This is a genomic window from Bradyrhizobium sp. WBAH42 (assembly GCF_024585265.1).
Taxonomy (GTDB): domain Bacteria; phylum Pseudomonadota; class Alphaproteobacteria; order Rhizobiales; family Xanthobacteraceae; genus Bradyrhizobium.
In genome coordinates this window covers 6,577,862-6,594,419 of sequence record NZ_CP036533.1, presented here as the reverse complement: position 1 = coordinate 6,594,419, position 16,558 = coordinate 6,577,862, and the positions used below count along the sequence as shown (strand labels likewise).

Sequence of the window (16,558 nt, the reverse complement as noted above, 5' to 3'; positions counted from 1 at the left end):
GGTCACCTTACGCCTTGGTCGCGAGAGAGTTCAGGAACCGGCCGAGAGCTTCGTCGAAGGCGTCGGGGCGTTCGAGATTGGCGAGATGGCCCACGCCGGCGAGCTCGACATATTCAGCCCCTGGAATAAAGGTCGCCGTCTTTGCCATCATCGGCGCCGGCGCGTTATTGTCCTTGGAGCCCGACAGCAGCAGTGTCGGGACGGAAATGTCTCCGAGCGTGCTGCGCTGATCGAAGCCGATCAGGGCCAGCATCATGGCGCGATAGCTCGCTTCGGGCACGCTCCCCATGCATTCGCGGGCAACCTCCATCCCGTTCGGATCGGGATCGTCGCCGACAAGCTCCCTCACCAGCGAAGGCGCCAGCGACTTCATCGTCTCTCCGCGATCGAGCGGTCCCAGCCGCGCTGCGATAAACGATTTCTGCCAGTCGCCGTCCGCCTTGCCGAACGCAGGGCTGGTCTGCGCCAGCACGACCGCGCGTGCCAGTTTGGGGGACTGAACCAGCCACTTCTGAACGATCATGCCGCCGATGGAATGGCCGACCAGAACAGGCCTGCTGACGCCGAGTTGCTCGATGAATTGCTGCAGCGCCTCCGCCAGGGCAGCGATACTGACGCTCGCAAGCGGCGTCGATCCGCCATAACCGGGCATGTCCCATGCGATCGCGCGGAAGCGGCCGCCGAATGTGGCAAGCTGCCGCCGCCAGGCTCGCGCCGCGCCGCCGATGCCGTGCAGGAAGATCAGCGGTATCGCGCCAGGATCGCCCGCGGCTTCGTAGGCGAAGCGTCCATCCTTTGTTATCATTGGCACAGGCTGTGACACGCGACATCCTTCTGCTGGCACTTCGATGCTAACAGGCCTTTCAGGGATGGGAAGCGATAATTTTATACTTAAAGCAATTTTCGGGCCGTCTCTCATGCGGCGGCATTCGCCGGCCACGCGCCGCTTTCGTTGCAAAAACTTGAAGGTTAAAATATATCGGAAGCACGATCACGAGATCTGAGGGAGCCAGCGCATGTCCGGATTGCCGCATTCGCCGCACGCGCTGGTCACCGGTGGCGGGCGCGGCATCGGCCGAGCGATCGCTTCCTCTCTCGTCGGCGCTGGTGCGACCGTAACGGTGCTTGGCCGGAACGCGGCGGTTCTCGACGAGGCGGTCAATGCAGGTGCCGCGCACTTTGCGGCTGTCGCTGATGTCGCGAACGAAGCATCACTGAAAGCCGCGATCGCCGGGGCAAGTGCGCGCAAGCCGATCGACATCCTGGTTGCCAATGCGGGCAGCGCTGAATCGGCGCCGTTCGCGAAATCGGACGGCGCGCTCTTCAGCCGGATGATGGATGTCAATTTCATGGGCGTCGTACATGCCATCCAGGCCGTGCTGCCGGGCATGAAGGATCGTCCCTACGGTCGCATCGTCGCGGTGGCGTCCACGGCCGGCCTCAAGGGCTACGCCTATGTCAGCGCGTATGCGGCGGCCAAGCACGCGGTTGTCGGCCTGGTGCGTTCGCTCGCCCTCGAGATGGCTGGTAGCAGCGTCACCGTGAATGCGGTGTGTCCCGGCTTTACGGACACCGATCTGGTCGCCGGCAGTATCGACAATATCATGAAGAAGACCGGCCGAACCCGCGAGCAGGCGATCGCCGAGCTCTCGAAACACAATCCGCAAGGAAGACTCATCACACCGCAGGAGGTGGCTGACGCGGTGCTCTGGCTCTGCGGCGAGGGCGCCGGTGCGATCACCGGGCAGGCGATCGCCGTTGCCGGCGGTGAAATCTAGCGTGGCGAAGCAGGGCCGGAACATAAAAGCCAAGGAGATCCCATGAGCAGACCAGCCAATCCCGTCACCGTGCCGCTTGCGGATTACTCGCCGCAGCACTTCCTGCTCGCCGTGGTTGACGGCGTTGCGACGGTCACGCTCAATCGCCCCGAACGAAAGAATCCGCTGACGTTCGAGAGCTATCGGGAACTGACCGATTTCTTCCGCGCCTGCGCCTTCGACGACGCGGTCAAGTCCATCGTCGTCACGGGTGCCGGCGGCAATTTCTCGTCCGGCGGCGACGTGTTCGAGATCATCGGCCCGCTGGTGAAGATGGACACCAAGGGGCTGACCGCCTTCACGCGTATGACCGGCGATCTCGTCAAGGCGATGCGGGCGTGTCCGCAGCCGATCGTGGCGGCGGTCGAGGGCATCTGCGCCGGCGCCGGGGCGATCATCGCCATGGCGTCGGACATGCGCCTTGCGGCGAGCGGGGCGAAGGTGGCGTTCCTGTTCAACAAGGTGGGGCTGGCCGGTTGCGACATGGGCGCTTGCGCCATCCTGCCGCGGATCATCGGGCAGTCCCGCGCCTCCGAGCTGCTCTACACCGGCCGGTTCATGACGGCGGAAGAGGGCGAGCGCTGGGGCTTCTTCAGCCGCATCGTCACCGCGGAGCAGGTGCTGCCCCAGGCGCAGGTTCTGGCCAGGCAGGTCGCGGAAGGCCCGACCTTCGCCAACACCATGACCAAGCGGATGCTGGCGATGGAATGGGCGATGTCGGTGGAGGAGGCGATCGAGGCGGAGGCCATCGCCCAAGCGCTGTGCATGACCACCGCGGATTTCGAGCGTGCCTTCGAGGCTTTCGCCAACAAGGTCAAGCCGGTATTCAGGGGCGACTGAGCCGGTCGCAATTATCTGCAGCAAATCCAGCGAGGGGGACTTGCGGGAAATTATTTTAGGCTTAAAATAGTTTTCATGGCCGGGTGAAGTGGCGAGGCTCCCATGAAAGTCGCGATCATCGGTGGCGGACCTGCGGGTCTCTATGCTGCGATCCTGCTCAAGAAGCAGCGTCCCGGCGCGGACATTGCGGTCTATGAGCGCAATCGGGCCGATGACACCTTCGGCTTCGGCGTGGTGTTCTCGGATGCGACGCTCGACAATTTCGAGAAGCACGATCTGCCGAGTTATCGCCGCATCACCCAGGAGTTCGCTTACTGGGATGACATCGCCGTGCACTTCCGCGGCACCGTGCACCGCGTCGGCGGCAACGGCTTCTGCGGCTGCTCGCGGCAGAAGCTGCTTCTGATCCTCCAGGAACGTGCACGCGAGCTGGGTGTCACCTTGCACTTCGAGGTCGATATCGACAACGAAACGCGCTTCGCCGATGCCGATCTCATCCTGCTCGCCGACGGCATCAACAGCCGTTTCCGCGAGAAATACGTCGAGCATTTCCAGCCGGAGGTCGACCTGCGCGCCAACAAGTTCGCCTGGATGGGTTCGACCAGGCCGCTTGATGCCTTCACCTTCATCTTCCAGGAGACGGAGTGGGGGCCGTTCATCGCCCATGCCTATCAGTACGAGGCCGGGCACTCGACCTGGATTTTCGAGACCGACCCTGAAACGTTCGAACGCGCCGGGCTGACGGGTCTCGACGAGGCTCAATCCGCCGCGCGGATGGCCGACATCTTCGGCTGGTTCCTCGATGGGCACAAGCTGCTGACGAACCGCTCGATGTGGCGCAACTTCCCGATGATCCGCAGCAAGCGCTGGGTCAAGGACAACATGGTGCTGCTCGGCGACGCCAAGGCGAGCGCACATTTCTCCATCGGCTCAGGCACCAAGCTCGCGATGGAAGACGCCATCGCGCTGGCCGAAGCCATGGAGAAGGCGCCCAGCATCAAGGCCGCCCTGGAGGTCTATGAGCACGGCCGCCGCGAGGAGGTCGAGAAGACGCAGCATGCCGCCGACGTTTCGCTGGTCTGGTTCGAGCATGTCGACCGCTTCTGGGATTTCGATCCGGTTCAGTTCGCCTTCGGCGTGATGACGCGCTCGAAGGCGATCACCTATGACAATCTCAAGCTCCGCGCGCCGGATTTCGTGGCGGAGGTCGACAAGTCGTTTGCGAGGCAGGTGCGCAGCAGCGGCTTCGATGTCGACACCAACCGGCCGATGGTGCCGCTGTTTCAGCCGTTCCGCCTGCGTGAGATGAAGCTTGCCAATCGCGCCGTGATGTCGCCGATGTGCATGTACTCGGCGAAGGAAGGTGTGCCGACTGATTTCCACCTGGTGCATTACGGCTCGCGCGCGATCGGCGGCGCCGGCCTCATCTTCACCGAGATGACCTGCGTTAGCCGTGAGGCCCGGATCACGCCCGGCTGCACTGGTCTGTGGAACGACGAGCAGGAGGCCGCCTGGCGTCGCATCGTGGATTTCGTCCACGGCAACTCGGCCGCAAAGATCTGCCTGCAACTGGGCCACGCCGGCCGCAAGGGCGCGACCAAATTGATGTGGGACGGCATGGACCGTCCTTTGGAGGAGGGCGGCTGGGAGATCATTTCGGCATCGCCGCTGCCCTATTTCCCCGACAGCCAGGTGCCGCGCGAGCTCGACCGCGCCGGCATGAATGCGGTGAGGGACGCTTTCGTCGCGGCGGCCGAGCGCGGCGAGCGCTGCGGCTTCGACATGCTCGAATTGCACAGCGCCCACGGCTATCTGCTCGCGAGCTTTATCTCCCCTCTGATTAACACCCGGACGGACGAATATGGCGGCTCGCTCGCCAACCGTCTGCGGTTCCCGCTCGAGATCTTCGAGGCTTTACGCGCGGTCTGGCCGTCGCACAAGCCGATGTCGGTGCGCATCTCGGCGACCGATTGGGCGGACGGCGGCATCACCGGCGATGATGCGGTCGCCATCGCACGCGCTTTTGCCGAGGCCGGCGTCGATCTCGTCGACGTCTCGACCGGCCAGACCGTGCGCCATTCGCAGCCGGTCTACGGACGCATGTTCCAAACGCCCTTCTCCGACCAGGTCCGCAACGAGGCGCGGGTCGCCACGATGTGCGTCGGCAACATCACCACGGCGGACCAGGCCAACACCATTCTGGCCGCCGGCCGGGCCGATCTCGTTGCCCTCGGCCGTCCCCATCTCGTCGACCCCTTCTTCACCATGAAGGCGGCGGCCTGGTACGGGGCAAACGACGCCTTCTGTCCCCCGCAATATCTGCCCGGAAAAGATCAGATTTTCCGCAACAGCGTGCGCGACCGGCAGGATCTCGAGGAGCTGAGAATTAAGGCTAAGCCTAAGACCCGGGCCGAGCTCAAGGCGGAGGCGACAAAGCCGCTTGCGGCGGAGTGACTGCCCGTGCGACGTTAACTCATTGCCTGTGTTTCGAGTGGAGTTAGGGCGATGAAGGCGATTATCGTCGGTGGCGGTATCGGTGGTCTCACCACGGCATTGATGTTCCGCTCGCGCGGCCTGGATTGCGAGATCTTCGAGCAGGCCGACACCATTCGCGAGCTCGGCGTCGGCATCAACACGCTGCCGCATGCCATGCGGGAGTTGGCCGGCCTCGGCCTGTTGCAGAAGCTCGACGACGTCGCTGTTCGCACCGACCAGCTCTACTATCTCAATCGCCACGGCCAGGAGGTCTGGCGCGAAGCCCGCGGCATCGACGCCGGCCACGACGTGCCGCAATTCTCGATCCATCGCGGCCGCCTTCAGGCCGTCATCCATCGCGCCGTCGAGGAGCGGTTGGGCCGCGAGGCGATCCACACCGGCTGCCGGCTCGGCGCCTTCACGCAGGACGAGGGCGGCGTCACCGCTTACTTCTTCGATCGCTCCGGCGCCCATGTCCACACCGCGCGAGGCGATATCCTGATCGGTGCCGACGGCATTCACTCGCGCGTCCGCGAGACGCTGTTTCCGAACGAAGGGCCGCCGTGCTGGAATGGCCTCATGCTGTGGCGCGGTGCGCGTGACTGGCCGCTGTTCCTGACCGGCAAATCGATGATCGTGGCCGGCGGTCTCAACGCCAAGGTGGTGATCTATCCGATCGCGGAAGGATCGAGCCCGGCGAGCCGCCTGACCAATTGGGCGGTGCTGGTGAAAGTGGGCGAGGGCAACGCGCCGCCGCCGCGGAAGGAAGACTGGTCGCGGCCGGGCCGCCGCGAAGAGCTGATGCCGCATGTGGCGCGCTTCTCGGTGCCCTATATCGACGTGAAGAGCCTGATCTCGGCAACGCCCGAATTCTACGAATATCCGACCTGCGATCGCGATCCCTTGCCATATTGGTCATCGGGCAGGGTCACGCTGCTCGGCGACGCCGCGCATCCGATGTATCCGGTGGGGTCGAACGGCGCCTCGCAGGCCATTCTCGACGCGCGCTGCCTTGCGGATGCGCTGGTGCGCGCCGAACACCCGCGTCAGGCCTTGCTCGAGTACGAGAAGAAGCGCCTGCCGATGACGGCCGAGATCGTCCGCTCCAACCGGCGCGGGGGCCCCGAGGGCGTCATCGACGCCGTCGAGCAGCTCGCGCCCGACGGTTTCGACAATGTCGACAACGTCCTGAGCTATTCCCAGCGCGAGGCCATCGTGCGCGGCTATGCCACCAAGGCAGGCTTCGCCGCGGTGCCGGGTCTTGCGGCGGTGCGCGCCTGACGCGCGCCGCTAGCCGCCGGGCGGCGGCGGAAGGAAGTGGATGTTGAACTCGGCGGCCATCGCCACGACGTCCTCCGGCTTCTGCTCCTTCATGTTGTGAAGACCCCAGAACAGGTCGAACAGCTTGCGGCTCGGCGAGACCCAGAACAGCACCTTGGCGGTCTGCTCCGACTTGTTGAAGATGCCGTGCGGCACGCCCATGCCGAGGCGGATCAGGTCGCCCGCGGTTGCCTGCGCCTCTGAATTGCCCAGCACGAAATCCAGCTTTCCCTCCAGCATGTAGAGATATTCATCCTGGTCGGGATGAATGTGCGGCGGCACGAAGGTGCCCGGCGGCAGCGTCGCGTGCCAGGAGAAGCTGTTCTCGGCGTAGCTCTTCGGCACGTAGGTCTGGCCGAGGATGTTCCAGGAAATGCCCTGGATTCCCTCATTGGCCCGCGTGATGCCGGTGATTTCGCTCTTCATTGCAGTCCTCCCGTAACGCGCTGCGCGGCTCTTGTTAGAGCATGATCATGTTCGGAAAACCGCTGCGCATCTTGCGCTACCGCGGCCCTTCGGGTCCGATCATGCTCAGTTCGTCGCCTTGCAGTCCTTGGCATAGCGGTCGCCGTAATTCTCGAACACCTTCTGCACGATCTCGGTCTGGAACTTGCCGTCCGGACGCTTGGCGACCTTGGTCAGGTAGAAATCCTGGATCGGATAATTGTTGTGGTTGAACTTGAAGGCCCCGCGCAGCGAGGTGAAGTCGGCCTTCTTCAACGCGGCGCCAACGGCGTCCTTGTTGGAAAGGTCGCCCTTCACGGCCTTGACGGCGCTGTCGATCAGCATCGCGGTGTCGTAGGCCTGGGAGGCGTAAGTGCCGGGAACGCTATTGTAGGCGGCCTCGTAGGCGGCAACGAACTTCTTGTTCTGGGGATTGTCGAGGTTGGGTGCCCAGTTCGCGCCGCCGAACATGCCGACCGCCGCATCCTGCTGCGCCGGCAGGGTCGATTCATCGACCGTGAAGGCCGACAGCACTGGAATGGTGTCGGCGAGCCCGGCCTGCCGGTACTGCTTGACGAGATTGACGCCGAGGCCGCCCGGCATGAACGTGAACAGTGCATCGGGCTTCTGTGAGGAGATCTTGGAGAGCTCCGGCTGGAAATCCAGCGTGTTCAGCGGCATGTAGGATTCCTCGACGATCTCGCCCTTGTAGTCGAGCTTGAAGCCCGCCACCGAATCCTTGCCGGCCTGATAGTTCGGCACCATCAGGTACATGCGCTTGTAGCCGCGATCCTGCGCGACCTTGCCGAGGATCTCGTGCACCTGATCGTTCTGATAAGACGTCACATAGAAGAACGGGTTGCAGTCCTTGCCGGCGAATGTCGAGGGGCCGGCATTGGGGCTGATCAGGAAGGTTTTCGATTCCGTGATGGGCCGGTGGATGGCCTGGAGGATGTTGGAGAAGATCGGCCCGACCACGAAGTCGACCTTCTCGCGCTCCAGAAGACCCTTCACCTTGGTCACCGCTGCATCCGGCTTCAGCTCGTCGTCGACGACGACGAGCTCGACGTCGCGGCCGCCCATCTTGCTGCCGAGATCCTTCACGGCGAGCGCGAAGCCGTCGCGAACCTGCTGGCCCAGCGCTGCGGCGGGTCCCGACAGGGTCACGATCACACCGAGCTTGATTTTTTCCTGGGCGAGGGCAGGGGTGGCCACGGTGCCGAGCAGCATCGCGGCTGCGGCCAAGGTCATTTGCGTCTTCATGATCTGTCCCTCGTGACGACTGGCTTGCGCTGCAAGCCACGTACTCCAATCCAAAGCTTATGCCGATGACGGCCGCCGCGGCAAGCCGAGCGCGAGGCGTCGCATCCTGCGGGCAGGGTTGCATGCAAGCGGCGCGCCAAATATTTGAAGCCTAAAGAAATCGGCGTGCGGTCGATTGTTGCAGCTTTGGACTTGCAGCCGGCCCGGATTTATTTGAAGCTCAAAATGTTGGGGAATCCGTGCCGGCGCCAATGCCGGCCGTGAGTGGCTGCATCGACATGCTCGATTCCGAGACCAAGGCCGTCGAAACACCGGAGGACCATGCCGAAGAGCTTCGGCTGTGGCTGCGGCTCTTGACCTGCACGACGCTGATCGAGGGCGAGGTGCGCGGCCGGCTGCGGCAGCGGTTCGACGTCACGCTGCCGCGCTTCGACCTGATGGCGCAGCTCGACAAGGCGCCTGACGGCATGACGCTCTCCGATGTCTCCAAGCGCATGATGGTGTCGAACGGCAATGTGACCGGGCTCGTTGAGCGTCTGGTGGAATCAGGCCATCTCGACCGGCGGACCTCGGAGACCGACCGCCGCGTCCAGGTGATCCGGCTGACCAAGCTCGGGCGTGCCGAGTTCCGCAGGATGGCCGCCGAGCACGAGGCCTGGATCGCCGATCTGTTCGCCGACCTCTCGCCGAAGGACGTGCGCGAACTGATGCGCCTCCTCGCCAAGACCAAGGCGTCCGCGCAGAAATCGGCCGCCCGCCGCCGGCCCTGACCGTGCGGGCGCGACAGGCCGCCCACCCCTTTGCCGCATGAAAAAGCACGGGATGCCCAAAATCCCCTATTGCGCGAAATTGTTTTAAGCCTAAAATGTTTTCCCAGATCGTGCTGCCGGGTGCAATCCATGCTGAAAGGAGCGTGCGATGGCCAACGCCGCCAAGATTCAAGTAACGGGCTCGTCTGACGGCAGCGTCGCGACGGCCCATGTCGATACGTTCGCGCGGCAACACCTGCCGCCGCGCGAGCTCTGGCCCGAATTCATCTTCACGCGGCCGGAGCTGCACTATCCACCGCGACTGAACTGCGTCAGCTATTTCCTCGATCGCTGGGTCGAGCAGGGCCAGGGCGATGCCCCTTGCGTCATCAGCCCAGCCGTCAGCTACACCTATCGCGAGCTGCAGGCGCTGGTGAACCGCATCGCCAATGTGCTGGTTGGCAAGCTCGGTCTCGTCACCGGCGGGCGCGTGCTGCTGCGTTCGGCCAACAACCCGATGATGGTTGCGACTTATCTCGCGGTGATCAAGGCCGGCGGTATTTGCGTCGCGACGATGCCGCTGTTGCGCGCCAAGGAGCTGTCCTATCCGATCCAGAAGGCGGAGATCACGCTGGCGCTGTGCGACGGAAAGCTCGCCGACGAGATGGAGAAGGCGAAAGCCGCAGCGCCCGGCCTCAAACACGTGGTCTATTGGGGCAACGGCGCGGCGGATTCGCTCGAAGCGCTGATCGCCGATGCCAGCCCTGACTTCAAGGCCGTCGATACCGCCGCCGACGATATCTGTCTGATCGCCTTCACCTCGGGCACGACCGGCGATCCCAAGGGCACCATGCATTTCCACCGCGACATGCTCGCGGTCTGTGACGGTTACGCACGCAACATCCTGCGCGCCGAGCAAAAGGATCGCTTCGTCGGCTCGGCGCCGCTCGCCTTCACCTTCGGCTTCGGCGGCGTGCTGTTTCCGATGCATATCGGCGCCTCCTTCGTCGTGCTGGAGAAGACGACGCCGGACGACATTCTGAATGCGATCGAGCAGTACAAGACCACGGTCTGCTTCACGGCGCCGACCGCATACCGCGCCATGCTCGGCAAGCTCGCGGGCCGCGACATTTCTTCGCTCCGCAAATGCGTCTCCGCGGGCGAGACCCTTCCCAAGCCGACATTCGATGCCTGGCTCAAGGCGACCGGGATCAAGCTGATGGACGGCATCGGTTCGACCGAGATGCTGCACATCTTCATCAGCGCGACCGAGGACGAGATCCGCCCCGGCGCCACCGGCAAGCCCGTGCCGGGCTATGAAGCCAAGATCGTCGATGATGAGGGCCGCGATGTGCCGCCGGGAACGATGGGCCGTCTCGCCGTGCGCGGGCCGACCGGCTGCCGCTATCTGGCCGACGAGCGGCAGCGGAAATACGTCCAGAACGGCTGGAACATCACCGGCGACACCTATTTGATGGATAGCGACGGCTATTTCTGGTACCAGTCGCGCTCCGACGACATGATCGTGTCGGCCGGCTACAACATCGCGGGGACTGACGTCGAAGCGGCGCTGCTCACGCATCCGGCGGTCGCCGAATGCGGTGTGGTCGGTGCGCCCGACGAGGCCCGCGGCATGATCGTGAAGGCCTATGTCATTGCCGCGCCCGGCGTGACGCCTGACGCTCAGCTGGTGGCCGAGTTGCAGGAGCATGTCAAACGCGAGATCGCGCCGTACAAATATCCACGCGCCATCGAGTTCGTGGCGCAATTGCCGAAGACCGAGACCGGCAAGCTGAAGCGCTTTGCCCTGCGGCAGCTGGCGCAGGCCGCAGTGACGTCCTCGGGCGTCGCCGCGGAATGAGAGAAGGATAGAGAATTGTCAGTGACGACCCCGAAAAGCCCGCAACTCGCGGTGCTGCCAACCGCAGCCGAGGATGGAACGCGCATCAAGGCGCAGATCCTGCAGCCGTCAGGCTGGCCGCTGCCGAAGGGCTATGCCAACGGCATCGCTGCCGAGGGACGCATCGTCGTCACCGGCGGGGTGATCGGCTGGGACGCTGAGGAGCGTCTTGCGGACGGCTTCGTCGCGCAGGTGCGCCAGACCCTCGACAACATCGCCGCGATCCTGGCCGAGGCCGGTGCCCGGCCCGAGCACCTCGTGCGGCTGACCTGGTACGTCGTCGACATGGACGAGTACCTGGCCAATCTGAAGGAGCTCGGCAAGGTCTACCGCGACGTCTTCGGAGCGCACTATCCGGCGATGGCCCTGGTTCAGGTCGTCCGCCTCGTCGAGAAGGCGGCGCGCGTCGAGATCGAAGCCACCGCCGTCATTCCGAGCTGAATTCTGCTGCGATCAGCTTGCCTTGATCAGCTCGCTTTGGCGAGTTCGTCGTCTTCGGGCGAGTTGAGATAGATGCCGGACAGGGTGTCGACCCAGCACAGATGGTCGTGCACCTTCTTCACGCCCTCGACGTTCTCCGCGGCGACGACCGCGGCCTGACGTGTGCGCTCTTCGGTGATGACGCCGCTGAGATGAACGATCCCGTCACGCACGATGACGTTCAGCCCGAACGGGCACCAATCGTTCCTCTCCATGGTCTCGATGATGCGGCTGCGAATGTGATCGTCATCGGCGGTCGGATCCGGCACGTCGCGGGCCAGCCCCGCCACCGCCTGCAACAGATTGGCGCGGGACACGATCCCGACGACCTTGTCGCCGCGCACGACCGGCAGCCGCTTGACGTTGTTCCGCTCCATGAGATCGACGATCTCCGCGAGCGCGGTGTCCTCCGTGATGGTCACGGGCGAGTCGGTCATCACTTCCGAGACCTTGCGGCCGTGCTCGTGGACGAAGTCGCTGGCGGATTTGCCCGGACCCAGGATGAACCGCAGCCACCGCCCGCGCTTGCGCCCGGTGCCGATTTCGCTGCGGCGGATGAAATCTCCCTCCGACACCACGCCGATCAGCTTGCCGGTATCGTCGACTACGGTGAGGCCGCTGACATGTCGCTTCAGCATGATGTTGGCCGCTTCGACGATGCTGGTGTCGGGGGTGACCGAGATGACCGATCGGGTCATGATCTGGTGGGCGCGCATGGACAACTCCGCTGGCATGTCAACTTCAATGCGCAAAGCCTAGTGAATCCGTCGGGGTGTGGTTTGACCCAGGTCAAGCGGACGAAGCTTGCCCTGACTGACCGATTGTGATCCGCGCAGCGATTTGATGCAGCTCAACGCGCGGCGGCAGCGTCGCCATATCCTGCCGCAGGCCTAGAACGGAAGCCCGCAGGAACAATCAGCCATGAGCGTCGTGAAGATATTTCCACGGGCCGAAGCGCCGCTGCAAGCTCCCGCGGCCAGGCCAGCTGCCGAGATTCCCGAAAGGGTCGCAGGGACGCCGGCTGACTGCACTTGCCCGCAAGCAACGGATACCTATCCGCTTGATCGCGCGTTCCATGCCATGCTGGCGCGGTTCACGGGCGGGATCTCGCCCGTGGCCTTGTCGCTCGCCTGGCTCGATTGGGGCGCGCATCTTGCGGCGGCGCCTCAGCATCAGATGGAGCTCTCCCGCAACATCTTCCGCGATTCCGGCCGCCTCCTGGAGGCCGCCGCGCGCGCGCCATCGCAGGAGCCGTGGTCCGTCATTCGGCCGCAGGGGCGGGATCGCCGCTTTAAGGACCGGCAATGGGAAGCCGCGCCGTTCAATCTGCTTGCGCAGGCGTTTCTGCTCACCGAACGTTGGTGGCACGATGCCACGACCGGCATACGCGGCGTGTCCCACGCAAACGAAGCCATCGTCGAGTTCTCGATGCGCCAGATGCTCGACATGCTGGCACCCTCGAACTTCGCGGCCACCAATCCGCAGGTTCTGGAAAAAGCGTTCCAGAGCGGCGGCGAGAATTTCGTGTTCGGCTGGCAAAACTGGTGCAGCGACCTGATGCGCCTGCTCTCCGGCTCGAAGCTGGCCGACGAGGATCAGTTCGTCGTCGGCAAGACGGTGGCGGCTTCGCCCGGCAAGGTCGTCTACCGCAACAGCCTGATCGAGCTGATCCAGTATCATCCGACGACTGCGCAGGTGCGGCCGGAGCCGATTCTGATCGTGCCGGCTTGGATCATGAAGTACTACATCCTCGACCTGTCGCCGCAGAATTCCCTGGTCAAATACCTGACCGCTCAGGGCTTCACCGTCTTCGTAATCTCCTGGCGCAATCCGGACGCGAACGATCGGGATGTTGCCTTCGACGACTACCGCAAGCTGGGCGTGATGGCCGCACTGGACATGATCGGCCAGATCGTGCCGGGCCGGAAGATCCATGCACTCGGCTATTGTCTTGGCGGCACGTTGCTGTCGATCGCCGCGGCGGCCATGGGGCGCGACGGCGACAGCCGTCTCGGCACCGTCACGCTTCTCGCCGCGCAAACCGATTTCACCGAGGCCGGAGAATTGACGCTGTTCATTAACGAGAGCCAGGTTGCCTTCCTCGAAGACATGATGTGGCAGCGCGGCTATCTCGACACGACACAGATGGCCGGCGCATTCCAGCTGCTGCGCTCCAACGAGCTGATCTGGTCGCGGCTCTCGCGTGACTATCTGATGGGCGACGGTTCGCCACCGAGCGACCTGATGGCCTGGAATGCCGACGCCACGCGGCTGCCCTATCGCATGCACTCGGAGTATCTGCGCCAGCTGTTCCTGAACGACGATCTGGCGGAAGGTCGCTATCGGGTCGAATGCAGGAGCGTCTCGCTGTCCGACATTCACACGCCCATGTTCGTGGTCGGCACGCTCGCCGATCACGTCGCGCCGTGGCGATCCGTCTACAAGATCCATTATCAGGTCGATGCCGACGTGACGTTCCTGTTGACCAGCGGCGGCCACAATGCCGGCGTCGTCGCGCCTCCGCAGGAGGAGGGCCACTTTTATCAGGTGCTGACCAAGGCTGCTGACGCGCCCTATGTCGGTGCGGACGAATGGCTGAAGCTCGCCCCGCGCGTCGAAGGCTCGTGGTGGCCTGAATGGGCCACTTGGCTGTCAGCGCGCTCCGGTGCGCCCTGCGATCCCCCGCAGATCGGGCTTGGCGGTGCTCTCGGCCTGCCCGATGCGCCGGGAGACTACGTCCACACCTAAGCTTCCGGCTCCGAACTCGGCGCGAGATCCGAAGAGCCGAACGGTTTGGTCTTGTCCAATTTGCGGTAGGCCTCCGAGGCCTTCCGCAACAGCTTCTTTTCCCGCTTGCGATCGAGGAATCGATTGCTGGCCTCGAGGCCGGCGCCATTCAACGATGCCGCCAACGCCTGTCCGCGTGCATCGTCGTTCAATTGTCCGAGCGACCGTTGTGCCTTGCGCAATTGCTTGAGGATGGACTTCTGTTTCGCCGCGCCATCGGCGAACAGATCCGCAAGCGACTCGACCGAATAGGTCATCCGCTTGTTGAGGAGGCGCAGCTTGTGACGTTTCTCGACATCGAGCTTTTTCAGCTTCCGGGCCTTCTTGAGCAGCGTCGTCTCCCACTCGGTCAGCCGCTCCGTCGCGTGGTCGGCGAGGGTGCGGCGGCGCAGCCGGATGGCGTCCTTGCTGCGGCGGGTCGACCAGGGGCCGGTTTCGATCCACGTTGAGGTTTGCTCGACCAGGCGGCGATACCGCGCCGATTGCAGCGCGCGCGCCAGCAGCCGGTGACTCTCCGCGCGCTTCTCGTCCCAGCGCTGAAGCTCGGCGACCACGGCGAGCTCGGTGCCACTCTCCGCGACGATCCGCTCGATGGCCACGTCGAGGTCCCGCACCATGCCGAGCTGACCGTTCAGCCATTTCAGTTCGGCCCAGACATCCGGCCGCAGCGCATCGTCGACCATCGGCGAGAAGAAGCGGATGGCAGTCCGCAGATGCGTCAGTGCGATCCGGATCTGGTGCAGCGCATCGGGATCGCCGCGGCAGGTGCCGTCGTGCTGAGCGATCACAGCGTCGAGGTGACGGCGGGCGATGATCCGGAAGGCCGTGTCGCAGGCCATGCCGGGGCTGAGTCGGGCCGGCAGCGCGTTACGCCGCGTGGCCGGCTTGGCATGCGCGTTTGCCGTCGAGCGCGTGGTCGGTCGCGACTTACTTGCCCGCATCAGTCTGATTGCCTTGTTTGCCCCTCAGCGATGGCGCTTCGGCAGTTCTGAAGCGTCTGCTCTTGTGTCCCGGAAGCATCGATGATCGCCCAGCCGACATGGCCGATATTATAGTGCTCTTGCAGCGCGGCAACCTCCGGCGTGGCATCCGATGCGTCTTCCCGACGGTTGCCGATGCGCGCCTGCCGGGTCGCAAGGTCCGCGACCAGGAACAGCCCGTTCAACGCCACGTTGCGCTCGCGCGCCAGCACGGCGATTGCGTCGCGTTCGTCCTCGCGAGCGAAGACGCCGTCGATGATCGCCGAATGGCCCTGCGCCAGCACCCGCCGGGCATGCTGCACCAGCGTGTCGTAGACGCGGGCCGTGACCTCCGGCGTGTAGGCCCAAGGCGGCAGGCGGTGGGTGTCCTCGACCCCGAACATCTGCTTGCGGACGAGATCACTACGCAGCACGACGGCGCCCGACTCCGGTGCGACGACCGGCGCGAGCGCGTGCGCCAAGGCGGACTTTCCGGTGCCGGACAGTCCGCCCACCGCAATCAGGCGCGGCGCAGAAGGACGGATCAGCATCCCTGCGAGCTCGAAATAGCGTCGTGCCTGGTCGAGAATGCCGGGACCGTCGGAATGCGTCCGCTTGAGCCGCGCCAAGCTAACCTGCGCGCGGATCGCCGCCCGGATCGACATGAACAGCGGCAGGGTCGAGAGCGCGTCGAGATTGTCGGCCGGCGTCACGGCGAGATAGCGGTTCAGCACCATGTTTGCCGCGCCCGGCTGATGATGCTGCAACAGGTCCATCAGCGTGAATGCGAGATCGTAGAGCACGTCGACCGTCGCCATCTGCGCGTCGAACTCGATCGCGTCGAACAGCACGGGCCGATCATTGATCATGACGATGTTTGCCAGATGCAGATCGCCATGGCAGCGGCGCACGAAGCCCCGGCGGCCGCGCTCTGCGAGCAGGGCGCGAATACGCAGATAGGCCGTGTGCGAGGCCTTGCAGAGTTGCTCGACCTCCTCTGCGCCGAAATGTCCGCCGGCCCGCAGACCATCCGTGTTGCCGTCGATCAGGGCCGGGATGGAGGAGACCCACGCTTTCCCGTCGGCCTGTATCGCCGCCACGTGCGAAGCCGCGATCGCGTCGGCGGCGGCCGCGGCAAGCTTCGCATCAAGCGGGCCGGCCTTGGCCAGATGATCCAGCGTTCTGCTTTCGTCGAAGCGCGACATCTCGACAGCATACTCGATCGGCCGTCCGACGCCGTCGACCTTCACCGATCCATCCGGCTCTTCCGTGATCGCCACGACGCCATGATAGATCTGCGGCGCCAGGGGCCGATTGATGCGGATCTCCTCCTCGCAGGCCGCCTTGCGCTTTTCGAGCGTCGAATAGTCGAGGAAGGGAAACCGGACGGCGCGCTTGATCTTCAGTGCGCGTTTTGCGTCCAGGAACACCGAGGCGGCATGCGTGTCGATGCGCCTCACGCCGGGATGATCGATCAGCATCCGAAAGATGCGCTCCTGAGCCGCCGTGTCATCCTTCATCGAA

14 protein-coding genes are annotated in these 16,558 nt (G+C 64.3%); 8 read left to right on the top strand and 6 right to left on the bottom strand.

Translation table 11 applies throughout. From position 1 onward, the window contains the following. Positions 1-7: 7 nt before the first annotated feature. Positions 8-823: an alpha/beta fold hydrolase gene (locus tag DCG74_RS31165; protein ID WP_172785667.1), complete on the bottom strand. Its 816-nt coding sequence runs from the start codon at positions 821-823 to the stop codon at positions 8-10. 193 nt (positions 824-1,016) lie between these two features. Here DCG74_RS31165 and DCG74_RS31160 point away from each other — a divergent pair, with 193 nt between their 5' ends. The 4 genes from DCG74_RS31160 (at position 1,017) to DCG74_RS31145 (ending at position 6,413) form a co-directional block, all read left to right on the top strand. Further along, entirely contained in the window at positions 1,017-1,778 is a 762-nt protein-coding gene (locus DCG74_RS31160) for an SDR family NAD(P)-dependent oxidoreductase (RefSeq protein WP_172785432.1), read from the top strand. Positions 1,779-1,820: 42 nt separating this feature from the next. Beyond that, positions 1,821-2,657 (top strand): enoyl-CoA hydratase family protein, encoded by an 837-nt coding sequence (locus tag DCG74_RS31155; RefSeq protein WP_172785431.1) that lies wholly within the window; start codon positions 1,821-1,823, stop codon positions 2,655-2,657. Positions 2,658-2,759: 102 nt separating this feature from the next. Then, on the top strand, positions 2,760-5,111 hold the full coding sequence (locus tag DCG74_RS31150; protein ID WP_172785430.1) for a bifunctional salicylyl-CoA 5-hydroxylase/oxidoreductase: 2,352 nt from the start codon (positions 2,760-2,762) through the stop codon (positions 5,109-5,111). Positions 5,112-5,162: 51 nt separating this feature from the next. Next, positions 5,163-6,413, top strand: a complete 1,251-nt coding sequence (locus DCG74_RS31145) for a flavin-dependent oxidoreductase (protein ID WP_172785429.1) — start codon at positions 5,163-5,165, stop codon at positions 6,411-6,413. A gap of 9 nt (positions 6,414-6,422) precedes the next feature. Here DCG74_RS31145 and DCG74_RS31140 read toward each other — a convergent pair whose 3' ends face one another. Continuing rightward, entirely contained in the window at positions 6,423-6,878 is a 456-nt protein-coding gene (locus DCG74_RS31140) for a cupin domain-containing protein (RefSeq protein ID WP_018643141.1), read from the bottom strand. A 105-nt stretch (positions 6,879-6,983) separates the two neighbouring features. Continuing rightward, positions 6,984-8,159, bottom strand: a complete 1,176-nt coding sequence (locus DCG74_RS31135; protein WP_172785428.1) for an ABC transporter substrate-binding protein — start codon at positions 8,157-8,159, stop codon at positions 6,984-6,986. Positions 8,160-8,410: 251 nt separating this feature from the next. Here DCG74_RS31135 and DCG74_RS31130 point away from each other — a divergent pair, with 251 nt between their 5' ends. From DCG74_RS31130 to DCG74_RS31120, 3 genes are all read left to right on the top strand, one after another. Next, on the top strand, positions 8,411-8,929 hold the full coding sequence (locus tag DCG74_RS31130; protein ID WP_172785427.1) for a MarR family winged helix-turn-helix transcriptional regulator: 519 nt from the start codon (positions 8,411-8,413) through the stop codon (positions 8,927-8,929). A gap of 148 nt (positions 8,930-9,077) precedes the next feature. Next, positions 9,078-10,769, top strand: coding sequence for a benzoate-CoA ligase family protein (locus DCG74_RS31125; protein WP_172785426.1), 1,692 nt, complete (start codon positions 9,078-9,080; stop codon positions 10,767-10,769). 21 nt (positions 10,770-10,790) lie between these two features. Continuing rightward, positions 10,791-11,249, top strand: a complete 459-nt coding sequence (locus DCG74_RS31120; RefSeq protein ID WP_373569536.1) for a RidA family protein — start codon at positions 10,791-10,793, stop codon at positions 11,247-11,249. A gap of 26 nt (positions 11,250-11,275) precedes the next feature. On the opposite strand, the gene DCG74_RS31115 is transcribed toward DCG74_RS31120, so the two are convergent. Continuing rightward, a complete protein-coding gene (locus DCG74_RS31115) occupies positions 11,276-12,004 on the bottom strand; it encodes a CBS domain-containing protein (protein WP_172785424.1) in 729 nt (242 codons plus the stop codon). A 205-nt stretch (positions 12,005-12,209) separates the two neighbouring features. On the opposite strand from DCG74_RS31115, the gene DCG74_RS31110 reads away from it, so the two are divergent. After that, the gene (locus DCG74_RS31110) at positions 12,210-14,036 is read left to right on the top strand and encodes an alpha/beta hydrolase (RefSeq protein WP_172785423.1); all 1,827 of its coding nucleotides are present in this window, start codon (positions 12,210-12,212) and stop codon (positions 14,034-14,036) included. Here the strand turns inward: DCG74_RS31110 and DCG74_RS31105 are convergent. Next, a complete protein-coding gene (locus DCG74_RS31105) occupies positions 14,033-15,016 on the bottom strand; it encodes a CHAD domain-containing protein (protein ID WP_172785422.1) in 984 nt (327 codons plus the stop codon). The genes DCG74_RS31110 and DCG74_RS31105 overlap by 4 nt on opposite strands. Next, positions 15,016-16,554 carry a bifunctional aminoglycoside phosphotransferase/ATP-binding protein gene (locus DCG74_RS31100; protein ID WP_172785666.1) on the bottom strand — a complete coding sequence of 513 codons (1,539 nt, stop codon included), beginning with the start codon at positions 16,552-16,554 and terminating at the stop codon, positions 15,016-15,018. Before DCG74_RS31100 ends, DCG74_RS31105 begins: the two co-directional genes overlap by 1 nt. Between the last annotated feature and the right edge of the window lie 4 nt (positions 16,555-16,558).